Genomic DNA, 17650 nt, shown 5'->3' with positions numbered 1-17650 from the left:
CGGGGGGCAGACGGTCAGATGTTGATCACGATCTAAGCATGACTTTATTACGGGTATGTGAACGATGGTGCCGTCGGGTGCCGTCTATGCTGACCGCCATGAGCGAGGGACTGCTGGAGCGACCTGAAGGCCCTGTGGGCGACGGTGCGGCCTCCGATGCGATGGTCGTGGTCGAGGACCTGGTGCGCACATTCGGCACGGGGGACACGGCCGTGCGCGCGCTGCGGGGCGTGTCCCTGAGCGTGGGCCGGGGGGAGCTGGTGGCGCTCAAGGGCCGCTCGGGCTCGGGCAAGACGAGCTTGCTGAACATCGTCGGCGGCCTGGACCGCCCCGACTCCGGCCGGGTCACGGTCGACGGCACCGTCCTGGACGGCCTGGGCGAACGCGAACTGCTCGCGCTGCGCCGCGACCGCATGGGCTTCATCTTCCAGTCCTTCGGCCTGCTGCCCATCCTCACCGCCGCCGAGAACGTCGGCGTCCCCCTGCGGCTGCGCAACACCCCTCGCCGCGAACGCGAGGAACGCGTCGCCCTGCTGCTCTCCCTCGTCGGCCTCGAGGGGCACGCCGAGCAGCGCCCCGGTGAGATGTCCGGCGGCCAGCAGCAGCGCGTCGCCATCGCCCGCGCCCTGGCCAACCGCCCCGCCCTGATCATCGCCGACGAACCCACCGGCCAGCTCGACGCCGACACCGGGCGCGCCGTGATGGAACTCCTGCGCGCCGTCGTCCACAGCGAAGGCGTCACCGCCCTCGTCGCCACCCACGACCCGACGCTCATCGCCCTCGCCGACCGCGTCCTCGAACTGCGCGACGGCCACGTCGTGACCGACTGAGCCGACTGGACCGACTGAACGGACCTGAGCCGACTGGACCGACTGAACGGACCTGGGCATGGGCCGACCGGCTCCGCCCACGGGCACGGGCGCGGTGAACGCCCCGGTCACCGCGCCCCGTGCCCGAGAGCCGTGCGGGCCGGCCGGGACGGGCCGTGAGCCACGGTGTGGAAACCACCGTGTGCATGCCGCCGGCCCGCCAGCCGCCCCGTGTGATGTGCGGCACGCGGTAGTGCGGCGGAAGCCGCCGGGGCGGGCGGGCGTCGCGGGGGGAGCCCGGCTCCTCGTCGCCGCCCCTCCTCGGGGAGCGGCGAGGCCGCCGTCGCGACGGGGCTGACGGCGGCCTTCGCGAAGGCCGGTCTCGCGGTCTCCCCGCACACGGTGTGGCCCCGACCGCATCGAATCCGGCCACCGCGCCCGGGCCACGCCCCGGCCACCGCGCCCGGGCCACGCCCCGGCCACCGCGCCCGGGCCACCGCGCCCCGGCCACCGGCCACCACGCCCCGGCCACCGCGCCCCGGCCACCGGCCGCCCGGGCCGCCCTGGAGGCGTCCATGTGCGGCCCGCAGCGCGCCCCCTTCCACCGCATCCCGCTCCGGCCCATGCCCGGCGCTCCCCGCCCCGGAGGGACTTTCTTGCCCGCGGCGTGGTGTTACGTATAACGTTGGCGCATGTCCCGCATCGCCCTGGTCACCCTCGTCGTCCCCGACTACGACGAGGCCATCGCCTTCTACACCGGCGCCCTCGGCTTCGAGCTCGTCGAGGACGCCCCGCGCCCCGGCGGGAGCCGCTGGGTCGTCGTGCGCCCGCCGGGCTGTGCTGAGGGCAGTGGCTTGCTGCTCGCCCGTGCCAAGAACGACGCGGAGCTCTCGCGGGTCGGCGACCAGACCGGGGGCCGGGTCGGCTTCTTCCTGCACACCGAGGACTTCGCGGCCGACCACGCGCGGATGCGCGCCGCGGGCGTGGTCTTCCTGGAGGAGCCGCGCCACGAGGCGTACGGCTCGGTCGCCGTCTTCCAGGACCCCTACGGCAACCGCTGGGACCTTCTCCAGCCCGCCGCCACCGACACCGCCGACCAGGAGCGCAGCGCGTGACCGCCCTCGACACCGACCTGATACGCCGGCTCCCCAAGGCCGTCCTCCACGACCACCTCGACGGCGGCCTGCGCCCGGACACCCTGGTCGAACTGGCCGCGGAGATCGGCCACCCCCTGCCCGCCACCGACCCGCAGAAGTTGGCCGCCTGGTACTACGACGCGGCGAACTCCGGCGACCTGGTCCGCTACATCGCCACCTTCGAGCACACGATCGCCGTGATGGGCACCCGCGAGGGGCTGCTGCGCGTCGCCGAGGAGTACGTGCTGGACCTGGCCGCCGACGGCGTCGTCTACGGCGAGGTGCGCTACGCCCCCGAGTTGCTGGTGCACCGCGGCCTCACCCTCGCCGAGGTCGTCGGGACCGTGCAGGAGGGCCTGGCCGCCGGCATGGCGAAGGCCGCAGCCGCGGGCACCCCCGTCCGCGTGGGGACCCTGCTGTGCGCGATGCGCATGACCGACCGCAGCCGCGAGGTGGCCGGCCTCGCCGTCGCCCACCGCGACGCGGGCGTCGTCGGCTTCGACATCGCGGGGGCCGAGGACGGCTTCCCGCCCGCCGACCACCTCGCCGCCTTCGCGTACCTGCGCCGCGAGAACATGCCCTTCACCATCCACGCGGGCGAGGCCCACGGCCTGCCCAGCATCCACCAGGCCGTACAGGTCTGCGGCGCGCTGCGGATCGGCCACGGCGTCCGGCTCACCGAGGACATTGTGGACGGCAAGCTCGGCCGCCTCGCGGGCTGGATACGCGACCGCCGCATCGCGCTGGAGGTCTGCCCGACGTCCAACCTCCAGACGGGCGCCGCGGACTCCATCGCCGCGCACCCCATCACGCTCCTGCGCGACCTGGGCTTCCGGGTCACCCTCAACACCGACAACCGCCTGGTCTCGGCGACCACCATGACGCGGGAGATGGGACTGCTCGTCACGGAGGCGGGCTGGGGAGCGGAGGACCTGCGCGAGGTCACGGTCAACGCGCTCAAGAGCGCGTTCCTGCCCTTCGACGAGCGGAACGCGATCATCCGCGACGTCGTCCTGCCGGGCTACGCGGCGGTGACGGCCGAGGGCCGCTGAACGCGACGGGCCACCGGAGGACCCGGCTCCCGGCCCGGCCACCCACCGCGCTCGCAGCACCCCCGCACCCATGGAGCGGGGGTCCTTCGGCCTCAGGGGTGTCCACGGCCTGAGCCGGCGGCGCCGCGTCCGGAGCGAGGCAGAAGAGGCGGGTGCCGGCCGGCGCCGCGCGCGGACCGGACCGCCGCCGCCGAGACGCCGGGGCCGGGCCGGGACCGGTGCCCGCGCTGCTCCTACCACCGCGCGGGCGCGGTCCTGATGCGGGCCGGGTCCTCCTGGCGCAGCATGGGGGGCACCGGAACCGGACCCACCGCTCCACGTTCGGAGGTGCCGATGGAGACGCCACCCTCGGCCGGGCGGCCGCGCGGTCGCGGCAACGTGTTCTTCGCCTTCGTTCCGTGGATCGCCTTCGACATCGTCGCCGGGCCCAGCACCTGGGAACTCGCCGCTGTCGTGGGTCTCGTCGCCTCGGTGGCGCTGACCGTCCCGGACGCGGCCCGCGGCTCGGTGAAGCTGCTCGATGTCACCGGCATCGCCTTCTTCACCGCCATCACCCTGTTGGGCCTGGTCCTCGACCGGAACGACGTGATCTGGCTGGAGACCTACGCGCAGGTCCTGGCCAACGGGGTGATCGCCCTTGTCGCCCTGGGGTCGCTCGCGGTCGTGCCCTTCACCGAGCAGTACGCCCGTGAGTCCACTCCCCGTGAGGTCTGGGGGACTCCCGCGTTCCGGCGCACCAACCAGGTGCTGACGCTGGTGTGGGGTCTGGTCTTCGCGGTCACCGCCGTCCTGGGACTGGTCGCCCTGCGGGTCGCCGCCGGCGCCGACTGGCTGAACTGGGTGATCCCGATCGTCCTTCTCGTCCTCGCGATCCGCTTCACCGAGTGGTACCCGGCGCGTGTGCGCGAGCGCGTGCACCGTGCCGAGGAGGCGGGAGGCGGCGCCTGATCCGGTGCCAGACGATTCCACACCGGCGAGGCCTTGGCAGCGCCCGCTTCCGGGGCGCCTCGGCGACCGCTGCCGTCGCCCGTCGCGGTGTGAGAGCCCGGCAGGAGCGTGTGTCGTCGTGGATCGGCGGCGTCGGCGCCCCCTCGTCGGAGGAGTCGTCAACCGCCGTCGGGGCCATAAGTGTTGTGGAACGGTGGATCACCGGTGACGGAAACTGCGGATCGCTGACGGCGGAGGGCCGCCCGGCGGGACAAGGAGAGGATCTCGGTGGTCAGGTGGTACGGGTGGGGCATCCTCGCGCTTCCCGTCATGGGGCTCTGCCTGCTCGGCAACGCCGTCGAGGGGACCGTCCTCATGTGGGACCTCGCCGCGCAGGGAGGCGGCGGCATCGACCACGGCGGAGTACCGCTCGGCGGCATGGCGGTGGGCCTTCTCGTCGGGGGCCTGCTCGACCAGGCTCTGGGGTGGGCACTCAACAGCCGCCGTGTGCCGGACGGCACCAGGACGCGCGTCAACCGCCGCGGTCTCGGCCACGACATCGCCGTGGAGCGCTTCGGCCGGGGCTGACCGTCCTGGGAGTTCTGACCCTCCCCCTGGGCGCCGTCCAGTTCGTCTCTGCCCCTGTCGTGTGGACACTGGGCATCGCCTGGGCCGTTGCCGTGGTGGCCGTGCTGGTGCCGGCCTCGCGACGCAGAAGTGACGACGGGTCGGCACGACGTCCGTGACCCGAGCCCGCTGAGGACGACGACGGGTGCGGCGACACAGCGCAGGAATCCCTGTACCCCGTCCCGGCCGCTGGGCCGCTGGGTCGTCGGGACGACCGTCGGGGAAGACCTCCGGAGTGCCGCCGCACCCGTCCTCGCTGGATTCCGCCCGCTACTTCACGGACCCGGCCATGACCCCCTCCACGAAGTGCCGCTGGAACGCGAAGAAGACCACCAGCGGCACGATGAGCGACAGGAAGGCCCCGGGCGCGAGCACGTCGATGTTGGTGCCGAACTGCCGCATCTGGGACTGCAGGGCGACCGTGAGCGGCTGTGAACCGCTGTCGGCGAAGATGAGCGCCACCAGCATGTCGTTCCACACCCACAGGAACTGGAAGATGGCCAGGCTCGCGATCGCCGGACGACCCACCGGCAGCACCAGTCTGCGGAAGATCATCCACTCCGACCCGCCGTCCATGCGGGCGGCCTCCAGCATCTCCCGCGGGATCTCGGCGAAGTAGTTGCGCAGCAGGAAGATCGCGAACGGCAGCCCGTACGCCACGTGGAAGAGGACCACGCCCGCGGTCGTGCCGAACAGCCCGACCGCGCCGAACAGCCGGGCCACCGGCAGCAGTCCGATCTGCACCGGCACCACGAGCATCGCCACGACCACCAGGAAGACCCAGTCGCGCCCCGGGAACTCCAGCCAGGCGAAGGCGTAGGCGGCCAGCGCGGCCAGGATCACGACGACGACCGTGGCGGGCACCGAGATCAATACGGTGTTCCAGAACGCCTGGGTCATCCCGCCGTCTCCCAGGATGGCGGAGTAGTTGCCCAAGGTCAGCGAACCGGGGTGGGCCAGCGCGGTCCACCATCCCGAACCGGCGTTGTCGTCGGTGCTGCGCAGCGAGGAGATGAACAGTCCGGCCGTCGGGGTGAGCCAGATCAACGCGACGACGGTCAGCAGGATCTGGACGAGCCCGCCGCGCAGCACCGAGACCAGCCGGGCCGCCATGGAGGGACGCCCGGGGACCCGGCCGGCCGGCCCGCGGGGCGGGGAGGGCGGAGCCGGGTGCGGAGCGGCGGTCTGCACGGTCATCGGTTGCTCCTGCGGAAGCGTCGGATGTTGAGGGCCATGGCGGGCAGCACCAGCAGCAGCAGGACGACGCCGATCGCGCTGCCCAGGCCCTGGTTGTTGCCGCCGCCGAAGGAGACCAGCCACATCTGCAGCGCCAGGACGTTGGCCTCCTCCTGCACCGGGCCCGGCGCGATGATGTAGACGAGGTCGAAGACCTTCATCACGTTGATCACCAGCGTCACGAAGACGACACCCAGGACCGGCGCCAGCAGCGGCACGGTGATCCTGCGGAAGATCTGCCACTCGCTCGCGCCGTCCATCCGGGCGGCCTCCAGGGTCTCCCGCGGCAGCGAGGACAGCCCGGCGCCGATCAGCACCATCGAGAAGCCGGTCCAGATCCACAGGTAGGCGCCGATGATCGCGGGGGTGACCAGCGTCGGCCCGAGCCAGTCGATGCCCGCGTACGGCTTCGCGAAGTTCTTCCCGGGCAGCCGGACGCCGTACGGGCCGTCCTTCGCGTCCGGGAAGCGGAAGGAACCGTCGTCGCCGGTGGTCGTGGTGGCCACGACGGCATCGTCCTTGGTCAACTCGACGGCCATGTGCGGCAGGCCGCGCTCCTCGGGGTCCACGGCGCCGGGCGTGCCCCCGCCGCCCGGGACGAAGTCCAGGTAGACCACACCGGTGACGGCGTCCTCGGCGGCCTGCGCGGGCGCGGCCGGGCGGGCCTGCTCGGGAAGGGACGCGGGCGGCAGGCCGACCAGGCCGAGGGTGACGGCCTTGCCCGGCTCGACGCTCGCGACCGCCTGGTAGCCGTCGCCCGACTGCTTCAGCACCTCTGTCCCGCGGGGGCGGGCGCCGGGATAGGCGGAGGAATCGTTGAAGGCGTCGTGCACGGCGACGGCGACCGCGTTCATGACGCCGCGCTGCGGGTCCTGGTCGTAGACCAGGCGGAAGGTGATGCCCGCGGCGAGGAAGGAGACCGCCATCGGCATGAAGATCAGCAGCTTGAAGGCGGTGGCCCAGCGGATCTTCTCGGTGAGCACGGCCAGCACCAGGCCGACGCCGGTGAGCAGGGCCGGCGCGGCCACGACCCAGATCGCGGTGTTGCGGACGGCCTTCAGGGTGGCCGGGTCGCTGAACATCTCCTGGTAGTTGTCCAGGCCCACGAAGCGGTCGCCGCTCGCGTCGAACAGGCTGCGGCCGATCGAGTAGAGGATGGGGTAGCCGACGAGGGCGCCGAGCAGGACGAGCGCCGGGAGCGCGAACGCGATCGCCGTGATCCGGGGCCGGCGTGAACGCCGCAGGACGGCGGCCGGGGCGGCGCCGCCCGCCGGAGCGGACGGCGCCTTGCGGTTGGTGGCGGACATGTCCCGGCCTCAGCCCTTGTAGGCCTTGGCAGCCGCGGCCTCGAGCTTCGCCGCGGTGGCCTTCGGGTTCGACGGGTCGCGCAGGAAGTCCTGGAGGATCTTCCACTCGCCCTTGCCGGGCGTGCCGCCGAAGGCGGGCGGGGTCTGGTCGGACATGTCGAAGCGCACCGTGTCGCCCGCGTCGACCAGGGACTTGGCGGCGGTGCGCAGGGTGTCGTCCGCGTAGGAGGCCGGGTCGAGCTTGGTGTTGGGGGAGAGGAAGCCCCCCGCCTTCGCCCAGATCTCCGCCGCCTCCGGGGTGGCCAGGTAGGCGATCAGCTCCATGGCGGCCTTGCTGTTCTTGCCGGACTTCAGCGCCACGGCGGCCTCGCCGCCGCCGACCACCGGTGCCGGGCCTCCGTCGACCGAGGGGAAGGGGAAGAACTTCGCGTCCTCGCCGACCTTGCCGCCCAGGTCGCCCGAGATGACCCCGCCGACGAAGTCGCCCTCGTAGACCAGGCCGGCCTTGGGGGTCTTGCCGAAGACGTGCGCCACGGAGTCCGGGAAGCTGGTGGCCAGGGCGCCCTTGCGGCCGCCGGCGAGCAGGTCGTCCTCGCCGAACAGCTGGGACAGGGTGCTGAGCGCCTTGACGACGGTGGGGTCGCTCCAGGGGATCTCGTGCCGGGTCAGCTTGTCGTAGTTCTCGGGGCCCGCCTGGGAGAGGTAGACGTTCTCGAACCAGTCGGTGAGCGTCCAGCCGTCCGAGCCGCCTACGGCGAAGGCGGGCAGGCCCGAGTCGGACACGGCGCGGGCGACGTCCAGCATCTCCGCGAAGGTCTTCGGCGGCTGCACACCGGCCGTCTCCAGCGCCTTCGGGCTGTACCAGACCGTCGACTTGTCGGACGTCTTGAAGTACAGGCCGTAGTAGGTGCCGTCGACGGTGCCGAAGGTCTGCCAGATCTTGGCGTAGTTCTTCTCCGCGGCACTCTTCACGTCCTGCGACAGGGGCTGGAGCCAGCCCTTGCCCGCGAACTCCTTGAGCACTCCCGGCTGCGGCACCATCGCGACGTCGGGCGAGTCGCCGCCCTCGATCTTGCTGCCCAGAACGGTCGCGAAGTTGTCGCCGGTGGAGATGTAGGCCACCTTCGCCCCGGTCTTGGCGGTGAAGCCGTCCAGGACCTTCTGGAAGTTCTGCTGCTCGACGCCGGTCCAGACGGCCGCGACGGTCACCGTCTGGCCCTTGAGCTTCTGGCCGCCGGCCGCCGGGGCGGAGTCGGAGGCCGTCTTGGTGTCACCGCCGCAGGCGGTGGTCGCGAGGGCCAGACCGCATATGGCGGTGACCGCGACAAGGGTGCGTTTCATCAAGGTCGTGTCCTTTCTGGTGGTGCGCTTCATCGAGGCGGTACGAGGGCTGTCGGACGGGTCAGATGTGCGTGGGCTCGTGGACCCACCAGGCGGCGGCGTTGCCGGGGAGGACCCCGGGTGGGCAGGGGGCGCTGGACAGCAGCGGCGCTCCCGGCACGGGGGAGGGGACCGGTTCGTCGCCGAAGTTCACGGCGCAGACCAGGCCCTCTCCGCGGACGAAGGCGAGCACCCCGGGCGGCGCCTCCAGCCAGCGCAGCGTCCCCTCGCCCAGCTGCGGCAGCCGGGCCCGCAGGTCGAGCGCCTCCCGGTACAGGTGCCAGAAGGAACCGGTGTCCAGCAGCGCGCGGTCGGCGCTGTGCTCGGCGAACCACTCCGGCTGCGGCAGCCACGGCCGGGCCGTGCTGCCCGCGGCGGTGAAGCCGAACGGCGAGGAGTGACCGGACCAGGGCAGCGGCACCCGGCAGCCGTCCCGGACGAATCGGCGGCTGCCGGTGCGGCGGAAGATGGGGTCGGTGAGGACCTCGTCCGGCAGGTCGACGACCTCGGGCAGCCCCAGCTCCTCGCCCTGGTAGATGTACGCGGCCCCGGGCAGCGCCAGCATCAGCAGCGCCGCGGCGCGCGCCCGGGCGGCGCCGAAGTGCCCGGCGGAGCCGCCCGCGTAACGGGTGACGGTCCTGACCTGGTCGTGGTTGTTGAGCACCCAGGTGACGGTGGACCCCGTCCCGGCGATGTCGCGCAGCGCCTCGGCGATGGCCGTGCGGAACGCCGTCGCGCTCCAGGGCGCGCTCAACAGGTGGAAGAAGAAGGCCTGGTGGAGCTCGTCGGGCCGGACGTAGCGGGCTTGTTCGGCCGGGGTGGGGACGGAGACCTCGCCGACCAGCAGGCGTTCGCGTCCGTCGCGGGCGGTGTACTCCTCGCAGATCGCGCGCCACCGCCGCCACACCCCGTGCACCTCGGGACGGTTCCAGGCCAGCGGGTTGACGGAGTCACGGGTCCGCTCGTCGGCCGCGGGGTCGGGGGAGTCGGGCAGGGCGGGGTGCTTGAACAGGCCGGCAGCCACGTCGATGCGGAAGCCGTCGACTCCTCGGTCCAGCCAGAAGCGCAGCACGTGCTCGAAGTGGTCGCCCACCCGCGGATCGCGCCAGTTGAGGTCGGGCTGCTCCGGGGTGAACAGGTGCAGATACCACTGTCCCGGGGTGCCGTCCGGTTCGGTCACCCGGGACCAGGCGGGGCCGCCGAACATCGCCCGCCAGTTGTTGGGCGGCAGTTCGCCGTGCTCGCCGCGTCCGTCGGCGAAGTGGAACAGCGACCGGGAGGAGCCGCCCGGGCCCTCCGCCAGCGCCTCGCGGAACCACGGATGGGCGCTGGAGCAGTGGTTGGGCACGATGTCGACGACGGTGCGCAGCCCCAGCCGGCGCGCGTCGGCGACGAGGCGGTCGAACTCGGCGAGGTCGCCGTAGAGGGGGTCGACGGCCGTGTAGTCGGCCACGTCGTAGCCGTGGTCGTGCTGCGGCGACGGGTAGAAGGGGCTCAGCCAGAGCCCGTCGACGCCCAGCCTGCGCAGATAGGGCAGGCCGGCCCGGACGCCGGCCAGGTCCCCGACACCGTCGCCGGTGCTGTCCAGGAAGCTGCGCACATAGACCTGGTAGACCACCGCGTCGCGCCACCAGGGGCGTACGGCGGCGAGTAGGGGGGAGGGGGCGGCGGCGGTGGAGGAACCGTCCTCCAGAGGGGCTGTGAACACCCGTCACCATTCCTGACTGCGGGCGTGCCTCGGCATGACTCTGCACCGGCAACGCTGGTGGCTCGTTATGCATGCATGTTAAGTAGCGATGTCAGGGAGGTGTCAATGAAGTTGGCAAGAATCCAGTAGAAATGCCGCCCTTTTGCGGCCTTTTGCAGAGGTATGTTCCCAGGTGAAGTCAGCGAGCGGTAGGCAATGAGCGATGCGTCTACCTAACATGCATCTATGTATGCAGGGTTTCGTGCTCACGGTGAATCCGCTGGGTCAGCGGTCCTGCACGATCTCCCGCAACTCGCGGTCCAGTCGCGCGACGGCCTGATCCGGCGGGGTGTGCAGCGCCAGCGCGTTCCGGCTCACCGCCGCCACCGCCAGGCTCACCTGCTCGTAACGGGCGCTCTTGGGGCGCGGTCTGGCCGCCCTGAGGCTCTGCTCCAGCACCGGCAGATACGGGTAGCGGCGCACCAGCGCCGGATCCCGGTAGAGGTCGGCCCACACCGGCGGCAGCGAGCCCTCCGTGAGCACCTGCCGCTGCACGGCCTCACCCGTCATGTAGGCCATGAGGTCGGCGGCCGTCCGGGGATGCCGTGAATGGGCGTTGACCGCGAGGTTGGACCCGCCCAGCACGCTCGCGCCCGGCCCGTCGGGGCCGGGCAGCGGCACCACGCCGAAGCGGCCCGCGATCCGCGAGCCGGGAGCCGAGGCGGACTCGTACACGTAGGGCCAGTTGCGCAGGAAGAGCAGTCGGCCGTTCTCGAAGGCCCGCCGCGACTCCTCCTCCTTGAAGCTCAGCGCCTCGCGCGGGATCCAGCCCGCGCGCACCCCGCGCACCAGGAAGCCCAGCCCCTCCCGGGCCGCGGCCGAGTCCACGGTGACCCGGCTGCCCTCCTCGCCGAGGAAACCGCCGCCGGCCGACTGCACCGCCTCGGTGACATTGACCGTCAGGCCCTCGTAGGGCAGGAACTGCCCCGCGTAGCCGCCGATCCGGTACTTCGGGGCGAGGGTCCGCGCCTGCCGCTCCAGCTCCGCCCAGGTGCGCGGCGGGTCCAGGTGCTCCCGGTCGAGGATGTCCTTGCGGTAGTAGAGCAGCCCGGCGTTGGTGACATAGGGGACCGCGTACAGCCGTCCGCGGAAGGTGGCGGTCTCCTGCACCGACGTCAGCAGCCGGTCCAGCGGCAGGCCGCGCGGGTCGACCGGCGCGATCCAGCCCGCGCCGGCGAACTCGGAGGTCCAGGCCACGTCGATGTTGAGCACGTCGAAGCGGTCGCTGCCCGAGCGCAGGCTGTCGGCCATCTGCGCGCGCACCTCGTCGGCCGCCTCGGGCAGTTCGACGAGCGTCGCCTTCTCCTGGGGGTGGGCACGGTTCCAGCCGTCCAGCACGTGCTGGAGGTAGCCGGTCAGATCACGCCCGGTCGCCAGGGTCACCGGGCCCCGGCCCGTCGTGCCGGGCGGGCCGCCGGCGGGGCGGGTGCCCGCGGAGGCGTGTCCGGCCAGCAGCAGGGCAGCGACGAGCAGGGTCCGGCCCGCGGCCCGAGCCCAGCGCATATGATCCTCCAGGTCTCCCGCCCGGCGACGGCGGCGTCGTCCGGAGGGACCTGTATACCTGGTGGACATGCGGGATACTAGCCATCGGTGCAGGACGGCCTGCCCACGGACGACCGGACTGGCGAGCGACCCCTGACCGGCAGGCGACCGAGGAGGAGGAAGGACGAGCGTGCGCCTTCCTCTCATGGCACTCCTCGCTAAGGGGCCCGCCCACGGTTACGAACTGAAGACGGCCCTTGAGAAGCTCTTCGGCGCTGCTTATCCTCAGCCGAACATCGGCCAGATCTATGTGACGCTGGCGCGCCTGGAGAAGTCGGGACTGATCCGGGGCGAGGACGTGACGCAGTCAGGCCGGCCCAACAAGCGGATCTACGAACTCACCGACGCCGGGCGGGAGGCGGTCGCCGCCTGGTTCGAGGAGCCGTCCAGTGAGCCGCGGGTGCGCGACGAGTTCTTCATGAAGCTCGCCCTCGCCCCGGCCACCGGCATGGCCGACCAGGTCTCCCTGATCAACAAGCAGCGCCGCCACTACCTCAACCTCATGCGCGCCATGTCCCGGCTCGCCGCCGGCGAGGACCGGGACGACACCATCGCGCAGCTGCTGATCGAGGGCGCGACGCTGCACCTGCAGGCGGACCTCGACTGGCTGGAACGCTGCCAGGAGGAGCTGGAATGAGAAGGGCCGAGCCGCCCCTCGCGGCGCCGCACATGCTCCGGGTCGAGGGCCTGGTCAAGACGCACCGCGTGGACGGCGGCGAGGTCCGGGCCGTACGCGGGGTCGACCTCGAGGTGCGACCCGGCGAGTTCGTCGCCGTCACCGGCCCGTCCGGTGCCGGCAAGTCGACCCTGCTGCACCTGCTCGGCGGCCTCGAACGCCCCGACCGGGGAAGGATATGGCTGAACGGTCAGCGGGTCGACCAGCTCAGCGAGGCACGCTGGGCGGTGCTGCGGCGGCGCGACGTCGGCATCGTCTTCCAGTTCTTCAACCTCGTCTCCACCCTCACCGTCGCGGACAACATCGAACTGCCCGCCCTGCTGGCCGGCCGCTCCCCCCGCCAGGTGCGCGCCACCCGCCAAGAACTGCTGGCCGAACTCGGACTGACGGGCAAGGAGGACAGCACCCCCGCGGACCTGTCGGGCGGAGAGCAGCAGCGGGTCGCCCTCGCCCGGGCCCTGGTCAACCGCCCCGCCCTGCTGCTGGCCGACGAGCCCACCGGCAGCCTCGACAGCAAGGGCAGCCGCGAGGTGCTGCGGTTGCTGACCCGCTGCCACGAACGCGGCCAGACCATCCTGCTCGTCACGCACGACGCCAAGGTGGCCAGCGCGGCGGACCGGGTGATCAGCCTCTTCGACGGGACCGTCGTCGACGACGTCAGCCTCGACGCCGCGCCGTACGCCTCACGCCCCTCCCGTGCCGCCGCCGACGTCGTGAAGCTGCAGGGCTGACCGCCGTGCGCGCCACCGTCCGCTGGGCCCTCGCCGACCTGCGCACGCACCGAAGCCAGGCCCTGTCCATCGTCCTGGCCACCGCGGGCATCACCGCGGCCCTGCTGCTCTCCGCCGCCCTCCTGGTCTACGCGGCCAACCCCTGGCAGCGCATGTTCACCGCCACCGAGGGCGCCCACGTGTGGCTGCGCGCCGACGGCGGCGCCGACACCGCGGCCCTGTCCCGCATCGACGGCGTCACCGCCGTCTCCGGCCCCTTCCGCACCCTCACCGTCACCGCTCAGCACGGCCAGGAGAAGGCCGCCCTCGATCTGCGGGCGGCGGGCCCGACCCCGCCCGCGGTGGGCCGGCCGCTGATGGACCGCGGGAGTTGGCTGGACGGCGGGGCCGGCGACGGCATCGTGCTGGAGCGGTCGGTGGCGTCTGCGCTGTGGGCCGAGCCGGGTGACGAGATCAGCGTGACCCGTGGCGGACGGCACGGCACCGTCCGGGTGGTGGGCGTCGCGGGGACCGCCGAACCCCGCTACGCCCCGGGGGACAACCCCGGCGTCGCCTGGGCGTCGCCCGCGCTGGTGAACGGCCTCGCCGAGGGCCGCACGGGGCCGGGGCAGACCGTGGGACTGCGGTTGAGGGACCCTGCGGACACTGCCTTCGTCGTCCAGCGCGCCGTCACCGCCATCGGATCGGACCGGGTCACCAGCGTCGCCACCTGGCGCGAGGCCCGCGCCGACGCCGAGGGCGACAACCATGTACTCGGGCTGCTGCTCGGCCTGTTCGGGCTGGCCGCGCTCCTGGCCGCCGCGATCGCGGTGACCGGGGGCATCGCCACCCGCGTCCTGGCGTATGTGCGTGACATCGCGATCCTGAAGGCGGTCGGCTTCACCCCGGCCCAGGTGGTCCGGATGTTCCTCGTGCAGCACGCCGTGCTGGCCACCGCCGGGGTGCTGCTCGGCGCGGTGGCCGCGGAGACGCTCGCGCCGGGCATCCCCGGGCCCATGGGGGACGCCGTGGGGCTGTGGCGGCAACTGCCGCAGCACACCTGGGCCCTGCCCGGCACGGCCGCGGCGACCGTGCTGGTCATCGCCGTGGCCACGGTGCTCGCCGCCTGGCGGGCCGGCCGGGTGCCGCCGATCCCGGCAGCCCGGGGAGGCGTAGCGGGACGCCGCAGGATGTCCGGCGCGGCCCGGGCCGCCCTGCGTCTGCGCACCCCGCCCGCCCTGGTGCTCGGCTGCCGCGGCGTGCTCCACCGGCCCGCCCGTTCGGTGGCAGCGGTGGCCCGGCTCGCGCTGCCGATCCTCATGATCACTGTGGCGCTGGGGACCTGGGCCACCCTCGACCGCTTCGAGGACCACCCGGAGCAACTCGGCCAGGCGGGCGCGCTCACAGCCCGCCCCAACGGCCTCACCGACGACGCCGTCCGGCGACTCCTCGCCGGGCGGCCCGAGATCGCCGCGATCCACCCGGGAGTCGAACTCGCCGCACTCGCCCCCGGCCAGTCGCAGTCCGTCACGCTGCGGGGGATCGGCGGCACCGCCGACCCCTACCCCTTCGCCGTAGCGGAGGGCCGGCGTCCCTCCGGGCCCGACGAGGCGCTCGCCGGACAGGGCCTGCTCGACGCGCTCCACGCCGAGGTCGGCCAGTGGGTCCGGGTCACCGTCGGCGGCACCCCGCACATCCTGCACATCGTCGGCCGCAGCATCGAGACGGGACACGGCGGACGTGTCATCTCGGCCCCGCTGGACGTCCTGCAGGCCCAGGACGCGTCCGTCAGGCCCTCGTACTACAGCCTGGTGCTGCGTCCCGGCGCCGACCGCGCGGCGGTGCACGGCGCCCTCACCGACGCCTCGCGCGGGGCGCTGGAGGTGCGCGAGGTCACCGGACCCGGCGCCGAAGTCTCCCCGGTGCGCGGGGTGATCATCGGACTGGTCACCGTACTCGCGCTGATCGCCCTGGCCGAGGTGTCGACGGCCGTCGGCAGCGGCATCCGCGACCACGCGCGCGACATGCGCGCCTACCGTGCCCTGGGCCTGACCCCGCAGCAGAGCGTGGCGACCGTGGTCACCGGTGTCGGTCTGGTCGTCCTTGCCGCGGCGGCGGTGGGGGTCACCGCGGGGGTGTTCGCCTCCGACTGGCTGATCGATCTGCAGGGGATGTCCAGCGGTGTCGGTGCGGGTATCGCGCAGTCCCCGCCGACGGGTGTGCTCCTCCTGATCGTGGGTGCGTGCGTGGCGGTGGCGGTGGCCGCATCGGTCGTGCCGGCGTCGCGTGCCGCGGGGGACCGCAATCCGCGGATGCTGCTCAACGCGCCGTGAGCTCGGGGCGCAGGCTGCGCGGCCGTCGGATGCGGTGTGCGCGTTCACGCGCCCGCGGGCCTGCCCGGCTGCGGGTCTGACTCGGCGGCGGGGGTGGCGGTCGTGTCGCCGGTGTGGGCCTGGTCGTCCTGGCGGTCGTCCTGGCTGCTGCGGCGGTGGGCGTCGAGGTGGGGCCTCGGCCTCCGGTCGGCTGTTCGACCGACTCGTGGTCGTGCCGGCGTCCCGTGCGGCGAGGGCGCGATCCGCGGATGCTGCTCAACACGCCGTGAAGGAGCTGCGCCGGCACCCCCGCCGCAGGGCGGAGTCGCGGGCGTGATCATCGGTAAGAATGAGGCAGGCCGGACCGGCCGCGCGGTCCTTGACCGTGTCGTCGGCCGTCGCCGATGCTTGCGTTACGGCATGTGTGGAATGTGCCGTAATGAGACGTACCCGCCTCAGAGATCCGCACCAGCCGAGGAGTACCCATGGCCCACCAGGTCCGCGCCGTCGTCGCCCGGGAGAAGGGTTCCCCCGTCAGTCTGGAAACGATCGTCGTGCCCGACCCCGGGCCGGGGGAGGCGCTGGTACGGATCCAGGCCTGCGGGGTCTGCCACACCGACCTGCACTACCGCGAGGGCGGCATCAACGACGACTTCCCCTTCCTGCTCGGCCACGAGGCCGCCGGCATCGTGGAGTCGGTCGGCGAGGGCGTCACCGACGTGGCCCCCGGCGACTTCGTCATCCTCAACTGGCGCGCCGTGTGCGGTCAGTGCCGTGCCTGCCTGCGCGGACGCCCCTGGTACTGCTTCAACACCCACAACGCCGAGCAGAAGATGACCCTGCTGGACGGCACCGAGCTCTCCCCGGCCCTCGGTATCGGGGCCTTCGCCGAGAAGACCCTCGTCCACGCCGGGCAGTGCACCAAGGTGGACCCGTCCGTGAGTCCGGCCGTCGCCGGGCTGCTCGGCTGCGGCGTCATGGCGGGCATCGGCGCGGCCATCAACACCGGCAACGTCGGCCGCGGCGACTCCGTCGCCGTGATCGGCTGCGGCGGGGTCGGCGACGCCGCGATCGCCGGCGCCCGGCTGGCCGGCGCCGCGAAGATCATCGCGGTGGACATCGACCCGCGGAAGCTGGAGACGGCGAAGAAGCTGGGCGCCACGCACACCGTCAACTCCAAGGAGACCGACCCGGTCGAGGCGGTCCGCGAGCTGACCGGCGGCTTCGGCGCCGATGTCGTCATCGACGCGGTCGGCCGGCCCGAGACGTACAAGCAGGCGTTCTACGCCCGCGACCTGGCCGGCACCGTCGTCCTGGTCGGTGTGCCCACTCCCGAGATGAAGCTGGAGCTGCCGCTGCTGGACGTGTTCGGGCGCGGCGGCGCGCTGAAGTCCTCCTGGTACGGCGACTGCCTCCCCTCCCGCGACTTCCCCATGCTCATCGACCTCCACCTGCAGGGCCGGCTGGACCTGGACACCTTCGTCACCGAGACCATCGCCCTGGACGAGGTGGAGAAGGCGTTCGAGCGGATGCACCACGGCGACGTGCTGCGCTCGGTGGTGGTGTTCTGATGGCCGCCCGGATCGACCACCTCGTCACCTCGGGGACCTTCTCGCTGGACGGCGGCACCTGGGACGTCGACAACAACGTGTGGATCGTGGGCGACGAGACCGAGGCGATCGTCATCGACGCGGCGCACGACGCCGACGCCATCGCCGACGCGCTCGGCGGCCGCCGCCTCGTCGCGATCGTCAGCACCCACGCCCACAACGACCACATCGACGCCGCGCCCGCGCTCGCGGCGCGCACCGGCGCGCCGATCCTGCTGCACGGCGCCGACCTGCCGCTGTGGAAGCAGACCCACCCCGAACACGCTCCGGACGGAGAGCTGACGGACGGGCAGGCCATCTCGGTGGCGGGCACCGAGCTCACCGTGCTGCACACCCCGGGCCACGCTCCGGGAGCGGTCTGCCTGTACGCGCCCGCCCTCGGCACCGTCTTCACCGGCGACACCCTCTTCCAGGGCGGCCCGGGCGCCACGGGGCGGTCCTTCTCGCATTTCCCGACCATCATCGACTCCATCCGCGACCGGCTGCTGACCCTGCCGCCGGATACGGTCGTGCGCACGGGCCACGGCGACAGCACCACCATCGGCGAAGAGGCTCCGCACCTGGAGGAGTGGATCGCCC

The 17650-nt window shown here is 72.7% G+C and carries 15 protein-coding genes; 10 read left to right on the top strand and 5 right to left on the bottom strand.

The genetic code is table 11. The annotated features are described in order from the left end of the window. The first annotated feature begins 161 nt into the window (after positions 1-161). The 5 genes from AC3ET4_RS11900 to AC3ET4_RS11880 all read left to right on the top strand — a co-directional run bounded on the left by AC3ET4_RS11900 (position 162) and on the right by AC3ET4_RS11880 (position 4512). Entirely contained in the window at positions 162-830 is a 669-nt protein-coding gene (locus AC3ET4_RS11900; RefSeq protein WP_431948732.1) for an ABC transporter ATP-binding protein, read from the top strand. Between the two features lie 671 nt (positions 831-1501). Continuing rightward, complete coding sequence (locus AC3ET4_RS11895; RefSeq protein WP_431948670.1) at positions 1502-1924, top strand: VOC family protein; 423 nt, start codon at positions 1502-1504, stop codon at positions 1922-1924. Then, positions 1921-2997: an adenosine deaminase gene (locus AC3ET4_RS11890; RefSeq protein WP_431948669.1), complete on the top strand. Its 1077-nt coding sequence runs from the start codon at positions 1921-1923 to the stop codon at positions 2995-2997. Before AC3ET4_RS11895 ends, AC3ET4_RS11890 begins: the two co-directional genes overlap by 4 nt. A 333-nt stretch (positions 2998-3330) precedes the next feature. Further along, the gene (locus tag AC3ET4_RS11885; RefSeq protein ID WP_431948668.1) at positions 3331-3945 is read left to right on the top strand and encodes a DUF3159 domain-containing protein; all 615 of its coding nucleotides are present in this window, start codon (positions 3331-3333) and stop codon (positions 3943-3945) included. Between the two features lie 267 nt (positions 3946-4212). Then, complete coding sequence (locus AC3ET4_RS11880) at positions 4213-4512, top strand: hypothetical protein (RefSeq protein ID WP_431948667.1); 300 nt, start codon at positions 4213-4215, stop codon at positions 4510-4512. A gap of 309 nt (positions 4513-4821) precedes the next feature. On the opposite strand, the gene AC3ET4_RS11875 is transcribed toward AC3ET4_RS11880, so the two are convergent. From AC3ET4_RS11875 to AC3ET4_RS11855, 5 genes are all read right to left on the bottom strand, one after another. Then, a complete protein-coding gene (locus tag AC3ET4_RS11875; protein WP_431948731.1) occupies positions 4822-5652 on the bottom strand; it encodes a carbohydrate ABC transporter permease in 831 nt (276 codons plus the stop codon). A 92-nt stretch (positions 5653-5744) separates the two neighbouring features. After that, positions 5745-7094 (bottom strand): ABC transporter permease subunit, encoded by a 1350-nt coding sequence (locus AC3ET4_RS11870; protein WP_431948666.1) that lies wholly within the window; start codon positions 7092-7094, stop codon positions 5745-5747. A 9-nt stretch (positions 7095-7103) separates the two neighbouring features. Further along, positions 7104-8435 carry an ABC transporter substrate-binding protein gene (locus AC3ET4_RS11865; RefSeq protein WP_431948665.1) on the bottom strand — a complete coding sequence of 444 codons (1332 nt, stop codon included), beginning with the start codon at positions 8433-8435 and terminating at the stop codon, positions 7104-7106. Between the two features lie 61 nt (positions 8436-8496). After that, a complete protein-coding gene (locus tag AC3ET4_RS11860) occupies positions 8497-10167 on the bottom strand; it encodes a glycoside hydrolase family 13 protein (protein ID WP_431948730.1) in 1671 nt (556 codons plus the stop codon). A gap of 279 nt (positions 10168-10446) precedes the next feature. Continuing rightward, positions 10447-11724 carry an ABC transporter substrate-binding protein gene (locus tag AC3ET4_RS11855; protein ID WP_431948664.1) on the bottom strand — a complete coding sequence of 426 codons (1278 nt, stop codon included), beginning with the start codon at positions 11722-11724 and terminating at the stop codon, positions 10447-10449. A 169-nt stretch (positions 11725-11893) separates the two neighbouring features. Between AC3ET4_RS11855 and AC3ET4_RS11850 the strand changes: the two genes are divergently transcribed. The 5 genes from AC3ET4_RS11850 to AC3ET4_RS11830 form a co-directional block, all read left to right on the top strand. Then, the gene (locus AC3ET4_RS11850; RefSeq protein ID WP_392616999.1) at positions 11894-12400 is read left to right on the top strand and encodes a PadR family transcriptional regulator; all 507 of its coding nucleotides are present in this window, start codon (positions 11894-11896) and stop codon (positions 12398-12400) included. After that, complete coding sequence (locus tag AC3ET4_RS11845; RefSeq protein ID WP_431948663.1) at positions 12397-13170, top strand: ABC transporter ATP-binding protein; 774 nt, start codon at positions 12397-12399, stop codon at positions 13168-13170. Before AC3ET4_RS11850 ends, AC3ET4_RS11845 begins: the two co-directional genes overlap by 4 nt. Before the next feature lie 5 nt (positions 13171-13175). Next, positions 13176-15482: an ABC transporter permease gene (locus AC3ET4_RS11840; protein WP_431948662.1), complete on the top strand. Its 2307-nt coding sequence runs from the start codon at positions 13176-13178 to the stop codon at positions 15480-15482. Between the two features lie 464 nt (positions 15483-15946). Beyond that, positions 15947-17032 carry an S-(hydroxymethyl)mycothiol dehydrogenase gene (locus AC3ET4_RS11835; RefSeq protein WP_431948661.1) on the top strand — a complete coding sequence of 362 codons (1086 nt, stop codon included), beginning with the start codon at positions 15947-15949 and terminating at the stop codon, positions 17030-17032. Then, positions 17032-17650 (top strand): MBL fold metallo-hydrolase (locus AC3ET4_RS11830; protein ID WP_431948660.1); only part of this gene is annotated, 619 nt, incomplete at its 3' end. The genes AC3ET4_RS11835 and AC3ET4_RS11830, both read left to right, overlap by 1 nt.

The sequence above is a fragment of the Actinacidiphila sp. bgisy167 genome, from assembly GCF_057707665.1.
This window is presented reverse-complemented; position numbering and strand designations above follow the sequence as displayed.

Excerpts from the sequence above, each read along its gene's own strand:
- AC3ET4_RS11855 (WP_431948664.1), bottom strand. The coding sequence starts at position 11,724 with ATGCGCTGGGCTCGGGCCGCGGGCCGGACCCTGCTCGTCGCTGCCCTG.
- AC3ET4_RS11845 (WP_431948663.1), top strand. The coding sequence starts at position 12,397 with ATGAGAAGGGCCGAGCCGCCCCTCGCGGCGCCGCACATGCTCCGGGTC.
- AC3ET4_RS11835 (WP_431948661.1), top strand. The coding sequence starts at position 15,947 with ATGGCCCACCAGGTCCGCGCCGTCGTCGCCCGGGAGAAGGGTTCCCCC.
- AC3ET4_RS11885 (WP_431948668.1), top strand. The coding sequence starts at position 3,331 with ATGGAGACGCCACCCTCGGCCGGGCGGCCGCGCGGTCGCGGCAACGTG.
- AC3ET4_RS11865 (WP_431948665.1), bottom strand. The coding sequence starts at position 8,435 with ATGAAACGCACCCTTGTCGCGGTCACCGCCATATGCGGTCTGGCCCTC.
- AC3ET4_RS11870 (WP_431948666.1), bottom strand. The coding sequence starts at position 7,094 with ATGTCCGCCACCAACCGCAAGGCGCCGTCCGCTCCGGCGGGCGGCGCC.
- AC3ET4_RS11895 (WP_431948670.1), top strand. The coding sequence starts at position 1,502 with ATGTCCCGCATCGCCCTGGTCACCCTCGTCGTCCCCGACTACGACGAG.
- AC3ET4_RS11900 (WP_431948732.1), top strand. The coding sequence starts at position 162 with ATGGTCGTGGTCGAGGACCTGGTGCGCACATTCGGCACGGGGGACACG.